This window comes from Achromobacter veterisilvae, assembly GCF_037619525.1.
GTDB classification, from domain to species: Bacteria; Pseudomonadota; Gammaproteobacteria; order Burkholderiales; family Burkholderiaceae_B; genus Achromobacter; species Achromobacter veterisilvae.
This window is the reverse complement of the sequence record NZ_CP148753.1, coordinates 4477390-4496535: the sequence shown is the minus strand read 5'-3', so window position 1 is coordinate 4496535 and position 19146 is coordinate 4477390. Positions and strand designations below refer to the sequence as shown.

20 protein-coding genes are annotated in these 19146 nt (G+C 68.2%); 16 read left to right on the top strand and 4 right to left on the bottom strand.

The features are described 5' to 3' along the window. The first annotated feature begins 2 nt into the window (after nt 1–2). The 9 genes from tadA (at nt 3) to WHX56_RS20760 (ending at nt 8780) form a co-directional block, all read left to right on the top strand. Nucleotides 3–494 (top strand): tRNA adenosine(34) deaminase TadA, encoded by a 492-nt coding sequence (tadA, locus tag WHX56_RS20800; RefSeq protein WP_338881813.1) that lies wholly within the window; start codon nt 3–5, stop codon nt 492–494. Continuing rightward, the gene (locus WHX56_RS20795) at nt 491–1513 is read left to right on the top strand and encodes an LD-carboxypeptidase (RefSeq protein ID WP_338878846.1); all 1023 of its coding nucleotides are present in this window, start codon (nt 491–493) and stop codon (nt 1511–1513) included. The genes tadA and WHX56_RS20795 overlap by 4 nt, the downstream gene beginning before the upstream one ends. A gap of 118 nt (nt 1514–1631) precedes the next feature. Continuing rightward, on the top strand, nt 1632–3236 hold the full coding sequence (locus tag WHX56_RS20790; protein WP_338878845.1) for an ABC-F family ATPase: 1605 nt from the start codon (nt 1632–1634) through the stop codon (nt 3234–3236). A 159-nt stretch (nt 3237–3395) separates the two neighbouring features. Continuing rightward, nucleotides 3396–4622, top strand: coding sequence for an MFS transporter (locus WHX56_RS20785; RefSeq protein WP_129240734.1), 1227 nt, complete (start codon nt 3396–3398; stop codon nt 4620–4622). Nucleotides 4623–4726: 104 nt separating this feature from the next. Further along, the gene (locus WHX56_RS20780; RefSeq protein WP_338878844.1) at nt 4727–5497 is read left to right on the top strand and encodes an ABC transporter ATP-binding protein; all 771 of its coding nucleotides are present in this window, start codon (nt 4727–4729) and stop codon (nt 5495–5497) included. 68 nt (nt 5498–5565) lie between these two features. Beyond that, nucleotides 5566–6564, top strand: a complete 999-nt coding sequence (locus WHX56_RS20775; protein ID WP_129240736.1) for an ABC transporter substrate-binding protein — start codon at nt 5566–5568, stop codon at nt 6562–6564. Continuing rightward, nucleotides 6561–7334 (top strand): ABC transporter permease, encoded by a 774-nt coding sequence (locus WHX56_RS20770; RefSeq protein ID WP_129240737.1) that lies wholly within the window; start codon nt 6561–6563, stop codon nt 7332–7334. Before WHX56_RS20775 ends, WHX56_RS20770 begins: the two co-directional genes overlap by 4 nt. Before the next feature lie 7 nt (nt 7335–7341). Beyond that, complete coding sequence (locus WHX56_RS20765) at nt 7342–8148, top strand: substrate-binding periplasmic protein (protein WP_338878843.1); 807 nt, start codon at nt 7342–7344, stop codon at nt 8146–8148. Nucleotides 8149–8195: 47 nt separating this feature from the next. Beyond that, on the top strand, nt 8196–8780 hold the full coding sequence (locus tag WHX56_RS20760) for an IMPACT family protein (protein ID WP_129240739.1): 585 nt from the start codon (nt 8196–8198) through the stop codon (nt 8778–8780). Nucleotides 8781–9052: 272 nt separating this feature from the next. On the opposite strand, the gene WHX56_RS20755 is transcribed toward WHX56_RS20760, so the two are convergent. The 3 genes from WHX56_RS20755 to WHX56_RS20745 all read right to left on the bottom strand — a co-directional run bounded on the left by WHX56_RS20755 (nt 9053) and on the right by WHX56_RS20745 (nt 12094). After that, nucleotides 9053–9427, bottom strand: a complete 375-nt coding sequence (locus WHX56_RS20755; protein WP_129240740.1) for a thioredoxin family protein — start codon at nt 9425–9427, stop codon at nt 9053–9055. 145 nt (nt 9428–9572) lie between these two features. Then, nucleotides 9573–10589, bottom strand: a complete 1017-nt coding sequence (locus WHX56_RS20750) for an LLM class flavin-dependent oxidoreductase (RefSeq protein ID WP_129240741.1) — start codon at nt 10587–10589, stop codon at nt 9573–9575. 212 nt (nt 10590–10801) lie between these two features. Further along, nucleotides 10802–12094: an NCS2 family permease gene (locus tag WHX56_RS20745; protein ID WP_338878842.1), complete on the bottom strand. Its 1293-nt coding sequence runs from the start codon at nt 12092–12094 to the stop codon at nt 10802–10804. A gap of 75 nt (nt 12095–12169) precedes the next feature. On the opposite strand from WHX56_RS20745, the gene tsaD reads away from it, so the two are divergent. Next, complete coding sequence (gene tsaD, locus WHX56_RS20740) at nt 12170–13201, top strand: tRNA (adenosine(37)-N6)-threonylcarbamoyltransferase complex transferase subunit TsaD (RefSeq protein ID WP_129240743.1); 1032 nt, start codon at nt 12170–12172, stop codon at nt 13199–13201. A 27-nt stretch (nt 13202–13228) separates the two neighbouring features. On the opposite strand, the gene plsY is transcribed toward tsaD, so the two are convergent. After that, nucleotides 13229–13867 carry a glycerol-3-phosphate 1-O-acyltransferase PlsY gene (gene plsY / locus WHX56_RS20735; protein WP_129240744.1) on the bottom strand — a complete coding sequence of 213 codons (639 nt, stop codon included), beginning with the start codon at nt 13865–13867 and terminating at the stop codon, nt 13229–13231. Nucleotides 13868–14057: 190 nt separating this feature from the next. Here plsY and surE point away from each other — a divergent pair, with 190 nt between their 5' ends. The 6 genes from surE to WHX56_RS20705 all read left to right on the top strand — a co-directional run bounded on the left by surE (nt 14058) and on the right by WHX56_RS20705 (nt 19099). Then, nucleotides 14058–14816 carry a 5'/3'-nucleotidase SurE gene (gene surE / locus WHX56_RS20730; RefSeq protein ID WP_129240745.1) on the top strand — a complete coding sequence of 253 codons (759 nt, stop codon included), beginning with the start codon at nt 14058–14060 and terminating at the stop codon, nt 14814–14816. After that, nucleotides 14801–15625 (top strand): protein-L-isoaspartate(D-aspartate) O-methyltransferase, encoded by an 825-nt coding sequence (locus tag WHX56_RS20725; protein WP_165360143.1) that lies wholly within the window; start codon nt 14801–14803, stop codon nt 15623–15625. Before surE ends, WHX56_RS20725 begins: the two co-directional genes overlap by 16 nt. Before the next feature lie 17 nt (nt 15626–15642). Beyond that, complete coding sequence (locus tag WHX56_RS20720) at nt 15643–16494, top strand: peptidoglycan DD-metalloendopeptidase family protein (protein WP_129240746.1); 852 nt, start codon at nt 15643–15645, stop codon at nt 16492–16494. Further along, entirely contained in the window at nt 16491–17270 is a 780-nt protein-coding gene (locus WHX56_RS20715) for a 3'-5' exonuclease (protein ID WP_129240747.1), read from the top strand. Before WHX56_RS20720 ends, WHX56_RS20715 begins: the two co-directional genes overlap by 4 nt. 167 nt (nt 17271–17437) lie before the next feature. Continuing rightward, the gene (locus WHX56_RS20710; RefSeq protein WP_338878841.1) at nt 17438–18043 is read left to right on the top strand and encodes a hypothetical protein; all 606 of its coding nucleotides are present in this window, start codon (nt 17438–17440) and stop codon (nt 18041–18043) included. Between the two features lie 303 nt (nt 18044–18346). Next, the gene (locus WHX56_RS20705) at nt 18347–19099 is read left to right on the top strand and encodes a TorF family putative porin (RefSeq protein WP_129240749.1); all 753 of its coding nucleotides are present in this window, start codon (nt 18347–18349) and stop codon (nt 19097–19099) included. Nucleotides 19100–19146 lie beyond the last annotated feature (47 nt).

Below are 19146 nucleotides of genomic sequence, written 5' to 3'. Positions count from 1 at the left end.
CCCTGGCGGCGGTCCCGCCCTGGACCGCGCAGGACGCCGGCTTCATGACCCTGGCGCTGGAAGAGGCCCGGGCCGCCTACGACCTCGGTGAGGTCCCCGTGGGCGCGCTGGTGGTGTCGGCGCAGGGCGACATCCTGGGGCGCGGCTACAACCGCACCATCATCGACCACGACCCCACCGCCCACGCCGAAATCGTGGCCTTGCGCCATGCCGCCCGGTCGCTCGAAAACTACCGGCTGCCCGGCATCACCGTGTACGTCACGCTGGAGCCATGCGTCATGTGCATCGGCGCCATGCTGCACGCGCGGCTGTCCCGCGTCGTGTTCGGGGCCTACGATCCCAAGACCGGCGCCTGCGGCAGCGTGCTGGACGTGGGCTCGGTTCCCAAACTCAATCATCACACTTCAGTCACCGGCGGCGTGCTGGCGGAACCTTGCGGCGAACTGCTGCGCCGGTTCTTCCGCGAGCGCCGCAGCAAGGAATCCATCGCATGAGCACCCCCAAAGCCGCCAAGCCGCGCGGCGCCAAAGCCGCCGCTAGCCACGATCACGGCCATGATCATGGCCACGAATGCAGCGACGACTGCGGGCATGACCACGGCCACGCCCACGCGCTGCCCGACGCGCGCGGCATCTACCTGATCTCGCCGTCGTCCGCGGTGCGCGATCCGGCCACCGTCGACCTGGCGCGCGAACGCCTGCAGCGGCAGGGGTTCAAGACGGCCGTGGACCGCACCGCGTTCGCCGAGCACCAGCGCTTCGCCGGCACTGACGCCCAGCGCCTGGCCAGCCTGACGCGGGCCGCCAAGCAGAAGCTGCCGATCGTGATGGTGACCCGCGGCGGCTACGGCATGGGCCGCCTGCTGCCCGCCATCGACTGGAAGGCCATGGCCGATAGCGGCAAGCGCTTCGTGGGCATGAGTGACTTCACCGCCTTCAACCTGGGCCTCCTGGCGCAGACCGGCGCGGTCAGCTATACCGGCGCCAGCGCCGTCGCCGATTTCGGCGGCAAGAAGGTCGACGACCTGACCGAGGCCCTGTTCGGCGAAGTGATGCGCGGCGAACTGGAAATCCTCAGTTTCGAGACCCAGGACGCCGATCCGGTGGACTGCCGCGGCATTCTCTGGGGCGGCAACCTGGCCATGCTGACTTCGCTGGTGGGCACGCCCTACATGCCCAAGGTGCGCGGGGGCATCCTGTTCCTGGAAGACGTGGCGGAGCATCCCTACCGCATCGAGCGCATGCTGATCCAGCTATACCAGGCCGGCATCCTGGGCCGGCAGAAGGCCATCGTGCTGGGCCGTTTCTCCGACTACAAACTGGCCCCCCACGACAAGGGCTACGACCTGCACGAAGCGGTGGCCTGGCTGCGCCGGACCGTCAAGGTGCCGGTGGTGACGGGGCTGCCCTACGGCCACGTGGCCACCAAGGCCACGCTGCCGATCGGCCAGAAAGTGGGCCTGGCCACCGAGCCGGGGCTGGCGCACCTGGTGCTGGACGAGCACCACCACTGAGCCACTCGGGCCGGGGCGGCCCGCGGCGTGGCGGCGGCGGTCTTGGTACACTATCGGGTTTCTCCGGGCGCTCGCGGGCGCCCGGGGACGTCAAAACCAAGATCCCAGCCAAAACACCGTGATATCCACTGCCAATCTCACCATCCAGTTCGGACCCAAGCCCCTTTTCGAGAACGTCAGCGTCAAGTTCGGGGAAGGCAACCGCTATGGGTTGATCGGGGCCAATGGGTCCGGCAAGTCGACATTCATGAAAATCATCGGCGGCGACCTAGAGCCGTCGGGCGGCAACGTGTCGCTGGAACCGGGCGTGCGCCTGGGCAAGCTGCGCCAGGATCAGTTCGCGTTCGAAGACCTGCGCGTGCTGGACGTGGTCATGATGGGCCACACCGAGATGTGGGCCGCCATGTCCGAGCGCGACGCCATCTACGCGAACCCGGAAGCGACCGAAGACGACTACATGCGCGCGGCCGACCTGGAAGCCAAGTTCGCCGAATACGACGGCTATACCGCCGAAGCCCGCGCCGGCGAACTGCTGCTGGGCCTGGAAATCGCCGTCGACCAGCACAACCTGCCCATGCGCGAAGTCGCGCCGGGCTGGAAGCTGCGCGTGCTGCTGGCGCAGGCGCTGTTCTCGAATCCCGATGTCCTGCTGCTGGACGAGCCCACCAACAACCTGGACATCAACACCATCCGCTGGCTGGAGAACGTGCTCAACAGCTACCAGAGCACGATGATCATCATCAGCCACGACCGCCACTTCCTGAACCAGGTGTGCACGCACATGGCCGACGTGGACTACGGCGAAATCCGCATTTACGCCGGCAACTACGACGACTACATGCTGGCCTCCACCCAGGCCCGCGAACGCCTGGTGTCCAACAACGCCAAGGCCAAGGAACGCGTCGCCGAACTGCAGGACTTCGTCCGCCGCTTCGCCGCCAACAAGTCCAAGTCGCGCCAGGCCACCTCGCGCCTGAAGCAGATCGACCGCATCAAGGCCGACCAGGTCGTGGTCAAGCCTTCGTCGCGCCAGAACCCCTACATCCGCTTCGAGCAGAACAAGGTCATGCACCGCCTGGCGGTCACCGTCGAAAACCTGTCCAAGGCCTACGACGCGCCAGTCATCCGCAATTTCTCGGCCATGGTCGACGCCGGCGAAAAGATCGCCATCATCGGCGCGAACGGCGTGGGCAAGACCACCTTGCTGCGCCTGCTGGCCACGGAACTGGCGCCGGACTCGGGTTCGGTGAAGTGGTCCGACAACGCCGACCTGGGCTACATGGCCCAGGACGTCTCGGATCAATTCCTGCAAACGGACATCAACCTGCTGGACTGGATGGGCGAGCATCGCCAGCCGGGCGACGACGACCAGTCGATCCGCTCGGTGCTGGGCCGCCTGCTGTTCTCGGCGGACGACCTGCCCAAGGCGCCCAAGGTGCTGTCCGGCGGCGAAAAGAACCGCATGACCTTCGGCCGCCTGATGCTGGGCCGCCACAACGTCATGCTGCTCGACGAACCCACCAACCACCTGGACATGGAATCGATCGAGTCGCTGCAGTTCGCGCTGGAAAAGTACGAAGGCACGCTGGTCTTCGTGTCGCACGACCGCGAATTCGTCTCCGGCCTGGCCACCCGCGTGATCGAAATCCTGCCCTCGGGCGAGATCGTCGACTACCGCGGCACCTACGACGACTACCTGACTTCGCGCGGCATCGACGCCTGAGGTCCGGGCTTGCGCGGCCAGGCGCCATGAGGGTGTCCGGCCGCGCGGTTCACGGCGCCTGGCCGCCGCGTTCAGCCTGTTGCAAACCCAAACCTGATTGAGCTATCATCAGGGTAAACCCTGGTGCTGCTTCGGCCAGGTATCTCTTCAGTCTCCCTCATGTCCCCCACCTCGCAAGCCGCGCCCGATGGCGCGCAGATCGGCGCGTTCACGCTGACGCTCCGCATCGTTTCCATCGCTTTCTTCACGTTCATCTGCTATCTGGCCATCGGCCTGCCGCTGGCCGTGCTGCCTGGCTACGTGCACGGCCAGCTCGGCTACGGTTCGGTGCTGGCCGGCCTGGCGATCAGCGTGCAGTACGCGGCCACCTTGCTCAGCCGCTCGCACGCCGGCCGCATGGCGGACACGGTCGGCCCGAAGCAGACCGTGGTGATCGGCATGGCCGCCTGCGCCGCCAGCGGGGTGTTCCTGCTGCTGGCCTACGCCTTCGAGCGCAGCGCCTGGCTCAGCCTGGCGGCGATCATCGCCAGCCGGCTGGCGCTGGGCTTCGGCGAAAGCTGGGTGGGCACGGGTTCGGCCACCTGGGCCATCGCCCGCGTGGGCCCGCTGCATACCGCCCGGGTCATTTCCTGGAACGGCATCTGCACGTACGGCGGCCTGGCGCTGGGGGCGCCGCTGGGCGTGTACCTGGAAAAGGAATGGAGCATGGGCGCGCTGGGCGGCGCGGTGCTGCTGCTGGGCCTGGCGGGCCTGGGGATGGCGGTCTCGCGGGCGGCGGTCGCCATCGTGGGCGGGCACCGCATGGCGTTCAAGAGCGTGGTGCTGCGCGTCTTCCCGCACGGCATGGCGCTGGGCCTGGGATCGGTGGGCTTCGGCACGCTGGCGGCGTTCGTGGCGCTGTACTACGCCAGCTCGTCCTGGGACGGGGCGGCGCACGCGCTGAGCGCCTTCGGCTGCGCCTTCATCGGCGTGCGCCTGCTGTTCGCGGGCACCATCGCGCGCTTCGGCGGCTTCCGCGTGGCGCAGGTGTCCTTCCTGGTGGAGGCGGCCGGCCTGCTGCTGCTGTGGCTGGCGCCCAATCCCGGCGCGGCGCTGCTGGGCGCCGCGCTGACGGGCTGCGGCTTCGCCCTGGTGTTCCCGGCCATCGGCGTCGAGGCCGTGGCGCGCGTGCCCGCGGGCAGCCGGGGCGCGGCGCTGGGGGCGTATTCCGCCTTCCTGGACCTGGCGCTGGGCGTCACCGGCCCCATCGCCGGCTATATTTCGAGCGGCTTCGGCTATCCGGCCATCTTCCTGGCGGCCGCCATGTCGGTGCTGACCGGGTTCCTGATTGCCTTCGGATTGCAGCGGCACGCCGTCCGCGCGGTGCCGGCGGCCCCGGGGGCGTGATCTTTATTACTAAAAGAAGTTAAGACATTCAATATTGATCGTTTGGATTCATATAACGAATTGTTAGATTTGAGGCTCGTTTCCACGCGCGCCACGATCCGTTCATGAACCTTACTTTCGACCACGTCCACAAGCACTTCGGCGACCTGCCCGTGGTGGATGACTTTGCCAGCGAAATCAAGACCGGCGAACTGGTCGCCCTGGTCGGCCCGTCGGGCTGCGGCAAGTCTACCTTGCTGCATCTGGCCGCCGGCCTGGAAAAATCCACGCAGGGCAGCGTCCTCGCCGACGGCCGCGCCGTGGCCGGCCCGCACCCCAGCCGCACCCTGGTGTTCCAGGAACATGCGCTGTACCCCTGGCTGACGCTGCTGGACAACGTGGCGCTGGCGCTGGAATTCCAGAACACGCCCAAGGCCCGCGCCCGCGAGGCCGCTCGCCAGTGGCTGGCGCGCGTCAGCCTGGAAGGATTCGAACACTATTATCCCCACCAGGTCTCGGGCGGCATGCGGCAACGCGCCGCGCTGGCCCGGGCGTTCGTCGCGCAGCCGCAGACGCTGCTCATGGACGAACCCTTCGGCGCGCTGGACGCGCTGACCCGCTTGAGCCTGCAGGACGTGCTGCGCCAATTGATCGCCCAGGAAAAGCCCACCGTGCTGCTCGTGACCCACGACGTGGACGAGGCCCTGTTCCTGGCCGACCGCATCATCGTATTCAGCCCGCGTCCCGCGCGCGTGCTGCGCGAGTTCAACCTGGCGCACCACGAAAAGACCCACGACCTGTCCGGCCTGGCGGCCGAGAAGCGCGAGATCCTGCGCCTGCTCGGCATCGCGGTGGACGGGGCGGGCGAACACGCCGACCTGGCGCTGGCCGCCTGACGCCTGACCCGGATTCTTCCCCGCGGCGCATTCGCGCCGCCGATCCCCGATTCCCTGGAGCTCCTCTCATGAAACTGAAGCAATGGCTGTCCCTGCCGCTGGCCGCGGCGCTGCTGGCAGCGGCCCCCGCGATGGCCGCCGAGAAATTCCGCGTGGGCTACCTGCGCGTGATGGACGACGCGCAGGCCATCGTCGCCCAGGAGGGCGGCTACTACAAAAAGGCCGGCCTGGATTCCGAACTGATCGAATTCAAGTCGGGCACCGACCTGATCAAGGCCATCGTGGGCGGCCAGTTGGACATCGGCGTGCTGGGCTTCACCAACGCCGTGGCCTGGGCCTCCAAGGGCGCCGACCTGAAGGTGGTGGGCGGCGCGCAGCAGGGCTACCATTCGCTGATCGTGCGCGACGACTCCGGCATCAAGGACATCGCCGGCCTGAAGGGCAAGACGCTGGCTTCCCAGGCCGAAGGCAGCACGGCCGACGTGGTGCTGAAGGGCGTGGTGCTCAAGCAGGGCAACCTGGGTGCCGACGACGTCAACGTCATGGGCGTGAGCCCGGCGGTGGCGGTGCAGTCGCTGGTGGGCAAGCGCGTGGACGCCGCCTTCCTGTTCGAACCCTACGACCGCATCGCGCAACTGATCGCGCCGGTCAAGCAGATCTACGAAGTGGGCCAGGCCTGGCCGTTCCCGTGCATGGTCGTGATCACCTCGGGCGAAACGCTGGCCAAGCGCAAGGACGACGTCTGGAAGGCGCTGGACGCGCAGAACCAGGCCATCGAACTGCTGCAGAAAGAACCCGCGCAGGCCTCCAAGCTGATCGCCTCCTATTTCATCGCGGAGCCCACGCTCAAGACCCTGACCCGCGGCGAACTGCCGCGTGAAACGGTGATCACCGAAGCCATCGGCACGCAGGTCTTCACGCCCAAGCTGACCGACAAGGACACCCGCCGCATGCAGGAAATTGCCGACATCCTGCAGGCCCAGGGTTCGCTGAAGACGCGCGACGGCAAGCCGTACGACGTGTCCAGCATCGTCGACCTGTCCTGGCAAGAGGCTCGCAAGCTTTGAGCGCATCCACCCGAGTGACCGGCGCCCGCAAGCATTTCGCGGGCGTTTTGGGCGTACTGTTCATCCTGGCGCTGTGGCAACTGGCGTCGTTCGCGCTGCCGGACTTCCTCATGCCGGGCGTGCCGACCGTGGTCGAGCGCCTGTTCGAGGACCTGGGCAAGCAATCCTTCCACCAGAGCCTGCTGGGCACGCTGGGGCGGCTGGGCGCGGGCTACGGCCTGGCGCTGGCCGCCGGCATCGGCTTCGGGCTGGTGGCGGCGGTGCTGTTCTTCTTCCGCGAAGTCCTGCGCAGCGCCATCGTCATCCTGCAATCGATCCCGTCGATCGCCTGGGTGCCGCTGTTCCTGATCGTGATGGGGTTCGGCAATACGCCCATCATCGTGGTGGTGGCGCTGTCCGCGTTCTTCCCGGCCGCGCTCAGCGTGATGAACGCCACGGAATCCGTGCAGCGCGTGCACGTGGCGGCGGCGCGCGTCATGGGCGCCACGCCCTGGGGCCTGGTCAAGCGCGTGTACCTGCCGGCCGTCATGCCCGAACTCATCACCGGCGCGCAACTGGCGTTCGGCAATGCCTGGCGCGCGCTGATCTCGGCGGAAATGCTGATCGGCTTCGGCAAGGGCCTGGGCCGCTCGCTGGCCTACTCGGGCGAGATCGCCGACATGACCGGCGTCATGACCAATATCCTGGTCATCGCGGTGCTGGCGGCGCTGATCGACCAGTTCGTGCTTGAGAACCTCAAGCACCGCCTGCTGCGCTACCAGTACGTCTGAGGCCCGCATGATCCGCCATCTTCGCCTGTTCGTCCTTGGCGCCTGCCTGGCGGCGGGCGCCGCCGCGCAGGCGCAGGCCGGGCCGTTCGCGGCGGCGCGCGAGCGCGGGGAACTGGTGGTGGGGGTGCCGTACCTGGCGCCGCCGCCCGAAGCCGGCGCCAAGATCCGCACGCCGGACGGCCTGGACGCCACCATGGCCGACAGGCTGGGGCAGAGCCTGGGCCTGCCGGTGCGCCTGCGCCAGCTATCGCCGGAGCAGGCCTCGGCCGCGCTGGCGGCTGGCGAGGTGGACCTGGCGCTGGCCGACGACACCGCCGGCCTGCCGGCCTCGGTTGCCGTGCAGCCCACCGGCTACGCCGCGCGCCCCAAGGCCGTGATCCGCAGCGACACGCGCCTGCGCCGGCCGGCCGACGCGCGCGGCCGCAGCGTCTGCATGGCCGAGGCCGCGACCGCGTCGCGAGCCCTGGCGCAGAGCTGGGGCGCCGTCGTGCGCACCTACCGCGTGCCGTCCGATGCGCTGGTCGCGGTGCGCGAAGGTAGCTGCGACATCGGCCTGGTGGACGACGCGGTCTGGGATCCCCTGATCCGTTTTCCGGAATGGAAGAAATTCTCGTCCACGCTGGCCGCCGACGGCGCCAGGCGCGAACGGGTATGGCTGCTGCCCGCGGACGATTCGGCCAGCCGCGACTGGCTGGGCCAGGAGATGCGCGCCTGGGACCGCGCCGGCGCCTGGAAGGCCATGACGGCCAAATGGGCGCGCGACGTCGCCTTCGACGTGTACCTGGACCAGGAAGTCCCCGACTGCCACGGCTAGCGCCGGACGGCGCCGGGCTCCCGGGGCCTGCACTTACAATGCCGGGCATGACGCACACGTTGACCGCTCCCTGTTCCTACCAGGAAGACATCAAGAAAAGCCGCTTTGCCGCTTACGCGACGCCGGTGTCGACGGTGGAGGAAGCCATGAGTTTCTTCGCCGAGCGCGGCGATCCGGAGGCCACCCACAACTGCTGGGCCTACCGCATCGGGCAGGAATACCGCTTCAACGACGACGGCGAGCCCGGCGGCACGGCGGGCCGCCCGATCCTGCAGGCCATCGAAGGGCAGGACATGGACCGGGTGGCCGTGCTGGTGGTGCGCTGGTTCGGCGGCGTGAAGCTCGGGGCGGGCGGACTGGTGCGCGCCTACGGGGGCTGCGCGGCGAATTGCCTGCGGCTGGGGGAGCGGACCGAGATCGTCGATCTCGCCACTGTTGCCTGCACCTGCGGATTCGCGGAACTGCCGCTGCTGAAGTCGCGGCTGGCGCAGGCGGGCGCCGCGATCCTGCAGGAAGATTTCAATGCGGAAGGGGCGGCGCTGCGCTTCACGGTGCCGCGCGCGGCGGTCGCAGAACTGGCCGTGACCGTGGCCAACATCACGCGCGGCCGCGCGGGCTGGGAGGTGACGTAGATTCTGCGCCGATGCCTCCCAATGCAGGTGTCTGACACCCCTGAAATGCTGGTGCAAGCTGAAGCTTGTCTCCTCGGGTGTCAGACACCGATGGCAAGGCAAGGTGTCTGACACCCCTGAAATGCTGGTGCAAGCTGAAGCTTGCCTCCTCGGGTGTCAGACACCCGGGGATTGTGTTTTGCATCGGCCGGAAAACAAGCGATTTCGGCCGCATGGGTTTCGCGCGCTGGATACCTGAGTTCTTTCTTAAGAACTCTCGCGCTCCACCCATCCTACGCATCCTGCCCGTTTTGCGCCGCGGCGATTTCCTTGTGGACCTGTTCCATGTCCACTTCCTTGATCTTGGTGAGCAGTTCGTTCAGTTGGCCGGCCGACAGGGCGCCGGGCTGCGAGAACAGCAGGACCTTTTCGCGGAAGACCATCAGCGTCGGGATCGAACGGATGCCCAGCGCGCCGGCCAGTTCCTGTTCGACGTCGGTGTTCACCTTGGCGAACGTGACGTCCGGATGCTCGGTGGCGGCCTGTTCGAAGACCGGGGCAAAGCCGCGGCAGGGGCCGCACCAGGGCGCCCAGAAGTCGACGATCAGGGTTCCGTCGGGCGTGATGGCGTCCTGGAAGCTGTCTTTGGTGAGTTCAACGGTACTCATTTCGAATCCTTGCCGCATCAACGGCGAAATAGCGGTGTCTGATCAGGCGGCGCGGCGGCGTTCCGCGCTCCTCTTTGGGCCATAGTAGAGCGGGTGGCCGCCGTGTCGCAATGGTTGGCGCCGGGGCGGGCGCGATAGGCGGCGTTCAGGCCGCGGCCGGGGCGGGGGCGCCGTTCTTCAGCGACGCGACGATCTCGAAGGAGCGCAGGCGGTCGGCGATGTCGTAGAAATCCGAGACGATCATGACTTCGTCGGCTTCGGTTTCGGCGACCAGGGCCTCCAGTTCGCGCCGGACGGTATCCGGGCCGCCGACGATGGCGGCGCCCAGTCTTTGATTGACCGCTTCGCGCTCCCATTCGTTCCACAGCCCGTCCATGCTGTCCACGGGCGGCTGCAATTGCAGCCGGTTGCCCCGCACCAGCGACAGGAACTTCAGTTGCTGGGTGGTGGCCTGGCGCCGGGCCTCGGCGTCGGATTCCGCCGCCACGACCGGCACGCCGATCATGGCGTAGGGACGGGCCAGCGTCGCCGAAGGCTTGAACAGGTGGCGGTACAGGCGCATCGCCGCCATGCCCTCGGGCGAGAAGTGCCCGGCGAACGAGAACGGCAGGCCCAGCTCGGCCGCCAGGCGGGCGCTGAAATCGCTGGAGCCCAGCAACCAGATGGGGATGTCCAGGCCTTCGCCGGGAATGGCGCGCACCGGCTGGCCGGGGCGGGAGGGCGCCAGGAAACCGCGCAGTTCTTCCACCAGCGCCGGGAATTCCAGCCCGCTGCGCGGGCCGCGGCGCAGGGCGTGCTGCGTGGCGCCGTCGCTGCCGGGCGCGCGGCCCAGGCCCAGGTCGATGCGGCCCGGGTACAGGGTTTCCAGCGTGCCGAACTGTTCGGCGATGATCAGCGGGGCGTGGTTGGGCAGCATGACGCCGCCCGATCCCACCCGCAGGCTGCGGGTATGGGACGCCACGTGCCCGATCAGCACGGCGGTGGCGCTGCTGGCCACGCCGTTGATGTTGTGGTGTTCGGCCAGCCAGAAGCGCTTGTATCCCAGGCGCTCGACGTGCTGCGCCACCGCCACCGTGTTGCGGAAGGCGTCGGCGGCGTCGCGGCCCTGCACAATCGGGGCCAGGTCGAGGACGGAAAAGGGGATGCGGGCCAGGCTGCTCATGCGGAAACCTCCGTGCTCGCGGCGGGACAGGACAGGGCGGGGATAGGGCGGGTAAGGCGCAAGGCGGACTCCATATACCGTGATACATGGGGAGTGTATCGGCGAAATCAACCGGGGCCGCCAGCAACCTTATGCGCTGGCGGGTTGTATTGTCTGCGGCTATGTCCCCGATTGACGACGCCAATCGCGGCCGGCGGCCTTCCCGTTGCCGGTCAGCCCGGGAAGAAGGCGTAGCGGATCACGAACAGGGCGGCGACCAGCCAGGTGGCCGGATGCACGTCGCGGATCTTGCCGGTGGCGGTCTTCAGCACGACGTAGCTGATGAAGCCGAAGGCGATCCCGTTGGCGATCGAATACGTGAACGGCATGACCAGCGCGGTCAGCGCGGCCGGCGTGGCCTCGCAGACATCGTTCCAGTCGATGTCGATCAATTCGCGCATCATCAGGCCGGCCACGTAGAGCAGGGCGGGCGCGGTGGCGTAGGCGGGCACGGCGCCGGCCAGCGGCGAGATGAACAGCGCGGCCAGGAACAGCAGCGCGACGATCAGCGCCGTCATGCCGGTGCGGCCGCCGGCCTGCACGCCGGAGGCGCTTTCCACGTAGGCCGTGGTGCTGCTGGTGCCCAGCATCGAGCCGGCCACGATGGCGGTGCTGTCGGCGAACAGCGCGCGGCCCAGGCGGTTCGGCCGGTTCTCGGGCATCAGGCCCGCGCGCCGGGCCACGCCCACCAGCGTGCCGGTGGCGTCGAACACTTCGACCAGCACGAACACCAGGATCACGTGCACGAAGCCGCTGTGCAGGGCGCCCAGGATGTCCAGCTTGAACAACGTGGGCGACAGGCTCGGCGGCGCGGCGAAGATGCCCTTGAATTCGTTGTAGCCCAGCGCCATGGACAGCAGGGTGACCGCGACGATGCCGATCAGGATCGCGCCGCGCACGCGCAGCGCGTCCAGCGCCGCGATGATGAAAAAGCCCAGGATGGCGAAGAGCGGGCCGGGCTTGGTCAGGTCGCCCAGCGTGACCTTGGTCGCGGGATGCGCGACCACGATATCGGCGTTGGACAGCGCGATAATGGCGAGGAACAGGCCGATGCCCGCGGCGATGGCGCTGCGCAGGGAATGCGGGATGCCCTTGACCAGCCATACCCGGATGCCCGAGATCGTCAGGAACAGGAAGATCACGCCCGAGATGAACACGGCGCCCAGCGCCTGCTCCCAGGTGTAGCCCATGGTCTTGACGACGGTGAACGCGAAAAAGGCGTTCAGGCCCATGCCCGGCGCCATGCCGATGGGCCAGTTGGCGATCAGCGCCATCACCAGCGAACCCAGCGCGGCGGCCAGGCAGGTGGCGACGAACACCGCGTCGCGGTCCATGCCCGTCGACGACAGGATGTCCGGATTGACGAAGATGATGTACGACATCGTCAGGAATGTCGTCAGGCCGGCCACGAGTTCCGTACGCGCGGTCGTGCCGTGTTCACGCAGCTTGAATAGCTTCTCCAGCATTCGAGTCCCCAGTATCCCAGTATGTTTGCAGGCTTGCGGGTTGTTATTTTCGCATCAGTTGTAAACTCTGCCGCCATGATCATTCTCGGCTTTGAAAGCTCCTGCGACGAAACCGGCGTCGCGGCCGTCTGTACGGAACGGGGCCTGCTCGCGCACGCGCTGCACACCCAGATCGCCATGCACCAGGAATACGGGGGCGTGGTGCCAGAACTCGCCTCGCGCGACCACATCCGCCGCGTCGTGCCGCTGGCCCGCCAGGTCCTCGACGAAGCGGGCCTGCAGATGTCCGACATCGGCGCGGTCGCCTACACGGCCGGCCCCGGCCTGGCCGGCGCCCTGCTGGTGGGCGCCAGCGTCGCGCAATCGTTCGCCTGGGCCCGCCATCTGCCGGCCATCGGCATCCACCACCTGGAAGGCCATCTGCTGTCGCCGATGCTGGCGGACCCGCGGCCGGACTTCCCCTTCGTGGCGCTGCTGGTGTCCGGCGGCCACACGCAACTGATGCGCGTGGACGGCGTGGGCCGCTACGAACTGCTGGGCGAAACGCTGGACGACGCCGCGGGCGAGGCCTTCGACAAATCCGCCAAGCTGATGGGCCTGGGCTATCCCGGCGGCCCGGCGCTGGCCAGGCTGGCCGGCAGCGGCGACGCGGCGCGCTTCGAGCTGCCGCGCCCCATGCTGCACAGCGGCGACCTGGATTTCAGCTTCAGCGGCCTGAAAACGGCCGTCCTGACCCGGGTCAAGGCCGCCGAGGCGGCCGGCGGCCTGGACGAACAGACCCGCGCCGACCTGGCGGCGGCCACGCAGGCCGCCATCGTCGAGGTGCTGGCCGCCAAGGCGATCCGCGCGCTGAAACAGACGGGTTTGAAGCGGCTGGTGGTGGCGGGGGGCGTGGGCGCCAACCAGCTACTGCGCGCCAAGCTGGACGCCGCGCTCAGGCCGCTGAAGGCGCGCGCCTATTTCCCGCCGCTGGAACTGTGCACCGACAACGGCGCCATGATCGCCTTCGCGGCCGCGGAGCGGGTCAAGGCGGGCCTGGCGACCCTGGACCCGGACGCGCACGGCTTTACGGTAAAACCGCGCTGGGACCTGGCGGATATCGCCTGAACGGCGATGGCCCGCGGGTCTGCCGGCCTACTTCTTCTTCCCGCCGATCCTGCTTTCCGTGCCCTGGAGCAGGCGCACGATGTTGGCCCGGTGGCGGTAGAACAGCAGGATCCCGATGATGGCCAGCGCCACGCCCATGGCGGGCTGCGCGTACCAGGCCAGGCCCGAGCCGAATACGTAGTACACGGGCGCGAAGAACGCGGCCACGAGCGAGGCCAGCGACGAATAGCGGAAGAAGATGGCGACGATCAGCCAGGTGGCCGCCGTGGCGACCGCCAGCCAGGGCTGGATCGCCACCAGCACGCCCAGTGCCGTGGCCACGCCCTTGCCGCCCTTGAAACCCAGGAAAACGGGGTACAGATGCCCCAGGAAAGCGGCCAGCGCCACTGCCGCCAGCGCGCCGGCGGGGATGCCGGGGGCGAGTTTTTCTGCCAGCCAGACCGCGAACCATCCCTTGGCCGCATCGCCCAGCAGGGTCAGCGCGGCGGCGGTCTTGTTGCCGGTGCGCAGCACGTTGGTGGCGCCCGGGTTCTTGGAACCGTAGCTGCGGGGGTCCTGCAGGCCCATGAGCTTGCTGACCACCACGGCGAAGGGGACGGAGCCGATCAGGTAGGCCAGCAGGATGAGCGCAACGTTGAACGCCAGGGAGGGTGCGGTTATCGCCATGGAAAGGGAGTCCGTTATTGTCGTAATGGTGTCGTAATCGCTGCGGATTCTACCGCGCTCCGCGCCGGGGCCGGCTACGGGTTATCGAGCGGGGCGCGGGTGGCGGCCCGCAACGCCGTCATCCGGATGGCGGCCGCGGACGGTACAATCCGACACGTCCATCAGTGTCTTATTTTCTTTCGGATGCATAATGCGAATTCTGGTTTCGAACGATGATGGTTACTCGGCCCCTGGGCTCGAAGCGCTGGTCGCGGCGCTGCAAGGGCTGGGCGATCTCACCGTCGTCGCGCCCGAGACCAACCACAGCGGCGCGTCCAATTCCCTGACGCTGAACCGCCCCTTGTCGGTGCGCACCGCGTCCAACGGCTTCATCGCCGTGAACGGCACGCCGTCGGACTGCGTGCACGTGGCCCTCACCGGGCTCATGGACGCGCGCCCGGACCTGGTGGTGTCCGGCATCAACAACGGCGCCAACATGGGGGACGACACCCTGTACTCGGGCACCGTGGCCGCCGCCAGCGAAGGCTACCTGTTCGGCATTCCCGCCATCGCCTTCTCGCTCGCCGAGAAAGGCTGGGAGCACATCGATTCCGCCGCGCGCGCCGCGCGCCTGGTCGTCGAACGCCATCTGGCGCAGCCCCTGGCCGCGCCGGTGCTGCTGAACGTCAACATCCCCAGCCGCCGCTTCGAAGACATGCACGGTTTCGCGGTCACGCGCCTGGGCAAGCGCCATCCCTCGCAGCCGGTGGTGCGCACCACCACGCCCTACGGCGATACGGTGTACTGGATCGGTCCCGTGGGCCTGGCGGCCGACGCCGCGCCGGGCACGGACTTCCATGCAGTCGAACAGGGCACGGTGTCCGTCACGCCGCTGCGGCTGGATCTCACCCAGCACAGCCAGCTCGACGAGATCCGTGCCTGGGCGGAGCCGCTATGCGCAAACGCATAAGCCAGCCGGACGTGTCGCAGGCCGTGCCCGGGCGCACCGGCCCGGTCCGCTACGACTCGGGCCGGCTCAGCCCCGGCGTCACGCCGGCCAACAGCAACACCCGCATCTCCGCCGCCACGCTGCAGCGGCAGACCCAGGCGCCGGCGCCCGCGTCCGGCGGCAACCTGGGCCTGAATTCCGACCGTCTGCGCCAGGCGATGGTGGAGCGCCTGCGCGCGCAGGGCATCAACGACGAACGCGTGCTCGCCGCCATGGGCGCGGTGCCGCGCCACCTGTTCGTGGACGAGGCGCTGGCCAGCCGCGCCTACGAAGACGCGGCGCTGCCCATCGGCCACTCGCAGACCATTTCCCAGCCCTGGGTGGTGGCGCGCATGATCGCGGCGGTGTGCGAAGACCGCGCGCCCACCCGCGTGCTGGAAGTCGGCGCGGGCTGCGGATACCAGGCCGCCGTGCTGGCGCAGTTCGTGCGCGAGGTGCATTCCATCGAACGCATCCGCGGGCTGTACGAACTGGCGCGCGAGCATTTGCGCGCCTTGCGGCTGACCACGCGGATCCGGCTGATATACGGCGACGGCATGCTGGGCCTGCCCGGCGTGGCGCCGTTCGATGCTATCGTTGTGGCTGCCGCTGGCCTCGCCATCCCGCAAGCACTGCTCTCGCAGCTTGCGCCGGGTGGCCGCCTGATCGCTCCTGAAGGGGGCGCCAACCAGCGCCTGGTTCTGATCGAACGCACAGGCGCGGCCAGTTGGAAACGTACTGAACTAGAGGCCGTGCGCTTTGTGCCGCTACGGGCCGGAATACAATCTTGAGCAAACAGGAGAAACGTATGCTCAACGGGCAGTTGCAACTGACCGATATCGCTCTGGGCGCGTCCGCGACGCGCCTGCGCCGCCCGCTCTTCGTCGCGGGGGCGCTCAGCCTGGCCATCCTGGCCGGCTGCGCATCCAAAGGTACCCGCGCTCCGGTGGTCGACATGACCGGCGGGCAATCCTCGCCTTCGGCACAGCCCGGCGGCACCTATGTGGTCAAGCCGGGCGACACGCTGTACAAGATCGCCCGCGCCAACAACGTCGACATCGAGAACGTCAAGCGCTGGAACAACCTCAGCGACCCCAACCAGATTTCCGTCGGGCAGGTGCTGAAGATGTCCGGCAGCGCGGGCGGCGGCGCGCAGACCGCGCCGGTCGGCGGCGCCAAGCCGCAGCCGCGTCCGCTGGATCAACCCGAAACCGCGGCGCCGCCGCCTGAAACCACGCCGACCCCGGCGCCCGCTCCGGTCGAGACCAAGCCCGCCACGCGCGCGGCGGATGCCGGCGTCATCAATTGGACCTGGCCGGCCAATGGGCAGATCGTGCAGGGCTTCAACGCCAGCAGCAAGGGCATCGACATCGCCGGCGCGCTGGGCGACCCGATCACCGCCGCGGCGGACGGGCTCGTCAAGTACAGCGGCAATGGCGTGCGCGGCCTGGGCAACCTGATCATCGTCGAACACCAGAACGGTTTCATCACCGCCTACGCGCACAACCGCGCGGTGCTGGTGAAGACCGGCCAGACCGTCAAGCGCGGCGCCAAGATCGCCGAACTGGGCCAGAGCGACACCACGTCGCCGCGCCTGCACTTCGAAATCCGCCGCCAGGGCACGCCGGTGGATCCCATGCAATACCTGCCCCCGAAATGACGCCCACCTTGGTATTCGACCTGGAAACCATCCCCGACGCCGACGGGCTGCGCAAGCTCAACGGCTGGGGGGCCGAGGTCTCCGACCAGGAAGTGGTCGAACGCGCGCTGACGGCGCGCCGCGAGGCCGTGGGCCACGATTTCCTGCCGCTGCACCTGCACAAAGTGGCGGTGGTGGGCTGCGTGTTCCGCGACGACCAGGGCTTCCGCGTCAAGACGCTGGGCCAGCCCGACGATCCCGAGGCCGCCTTGCTGGCGGGCTTCTTCAAGACCATCGAGCGCTACACGCCCAAGCTCGTGAGCTGGAATGGCTCGGGCTTCGACCTGCCGGTGCTGCATTACCGCAGCCTGATCCAGGGCGTGCCCGCGCCGCGCTACTGGGACATGGGCGAGGAAGACCGCGACTTCAAGTTCAACAACTACATTTCGCGCTACCACTCCCGCCACCTGGACCTGATGGACCTGCTGGCCAAGTACAACGGCCGCGCCAACGCGCCGCTGGACGAGCTGGCCAAGCTTTGCGGCTTTCCCGGCAAGCTGGGCATGGACGGCAGCAAGGTGTGGGAAGCCTGGAGCCAGGGCCGCGCCGACGAAGTGCGGGCCTATTGCGAAACGGACGTGGTCAACACCTGGCTGGTGTATTGCCGCTTCCGTTTCCTGCGCGGCGAACTCGACCGCACCGCCTACGAGGCGGAGATCGCGCTGGTGCGCGATACCCTGAGCGCCAGCGACGCGCCGCACTGGAAGGAATACATGGCTGCCTGGGACGCCGCCTGAGCGTCCCGCGCGGGCAATGCGCGCAGTGAAAGACGGGGCCCGCGCGGCCCCGTCTTCGCGTCTCCGCCAGGCGCAATCGACTGAAACATGGCTTGCGCGGACGAAACCCGGATGAAACGGGCCCGATCGCACAATGGTCTCGCTTTCTTCACTCACAGGAGACCTTCATGTCCCGATTCGCTATCCGCTCCAATTTGGCCGCTCTTGCTTTTGTCGCCGCGACGGGCGGCCTGGTGGCCGGCACCGTTATGGCTGCTCCTCCTCCTCCGGCCGACGGCGGCCCCGCCGCCATGCACGAACGCCATCACGGCGGCGGTTTCCACAAAGGCATGCGCGACGGCCTGTTCATCCCCGGCCTGGGGCCCGTTTCCAAGGCGCAGGTCGCCGAACTGAAGCTCGACGACAAGCAGCAGGCGCTGTTCAAGACCGCCCAGGACGGCCAGCGCAGCCTGCATGAAGCGATGCGCGCTTCCGGCGGCAAGCGCCATGACCTGCTGAAGGCGCAACTGGACAGCGGCAAGCTGGATCCGCACGCGCTGGTCGAGCAATCCGAGAAATCGCGCGAGGCCTTCGGCTCGCAGGCCAAGCAGGTCCGCGGCCAGTGGCTGGCGGTCTGGGACAGCCTGAACGACACCCAGCGCGGCCAGGTGACCAAGATGCTCAAGGACCGCGAAGCCAGGATGCAGGAACGCCACGCCAAGATGGAAGCGCGCCACGGCAAGGGCAGGGGCCCCGTCGATGCCGCGCCGCCCGCCGCGCCGGCAGCCAAGTAAGCGCCGCGGCCGGCCGCCAGGCCGGCCGTCCACCCGGACCCCGGACACGCCCGCGCGTGCCGGGGTTTTTTGTCGCCGAATGCTCCAGCATGGCGCGCGCTCCCCATTTTGACGCACGGGACGGGCCCGGCGGCCCGCGCCTGCACGTTCCTGGTGCGTCCCGCGCCCGGCATGCGCCCGCCGCGGGCTGGCACGGACATTGCTTCATGGATAGGGAACCGGTCACGAATACCGTAGAGCCGGCCCGATGGATGCGCCTCAGGCCGTCCGCCTCCTCGTTAAATCCGATCAGGACTCCGCACCATGAAGAAGACGCTGCCCGCCTTGCCTTTTGTGCTTGCCGTTTGTTTCGCCGCGTCGGCGCAGGCCGAACCCACCGACCTGGGGGGCGGCTTTTCGCTCAGCGGCAACGCCACCATCGCCAGCGATTATCGCTTCCGCGGCTATTCGCAGACCGATTTCCGGCCCGCCGCGCAACTGGGCTTCGACCTGACCCACAGCTCCGGCTTCTACCTGGGTAACTGGAATTCCAACGTTTCCGACTTCGTGTTCACCGACGGCAACCTGGAAATGGACTTCTACGGCGGCTGGAAGGGCGACGTCGGCGGCGGTTTCGCGCTGGACGCGGGCGTGCTGCATTACTACTACCCCGGTTCCAGCTCCCCGAAGGGCGGCAACTACAACAACACCGACCTGTACCTGGGCGTCTCCTACGACAGCTACAGCCTCAAGTATTCCTACACGCCCAGCGACTTCTTCAGCACGCCCGACAGCAAGGGCACCTGGTACCTGGACGGCACGGCCAACTTCGACCTGGGTGACGGCTGGGGCGTGGTCGGCCACCTGGGCTACCAGAAGCTCAAGAACCAGGTCAACATGGACGGCGACTCCATCGGCCATTACGTCGATTACAAGGTCGGCGTGACCAAGGACCTGAAGGGCTGGATCCTGGGCCTGGCCGCGGTGGGGGCCACCAAGGACAACTGGCTGCCGACCAAGTACGGCCACCCCTCGGGCCGCCTGGGCGCGGTCTTCTCCGTGTCGCGTTCCTTCTGACGCGGCTTGCGCGGCCGGGGCGCCTCCCGGCCGCCGGCGGCCCGCCG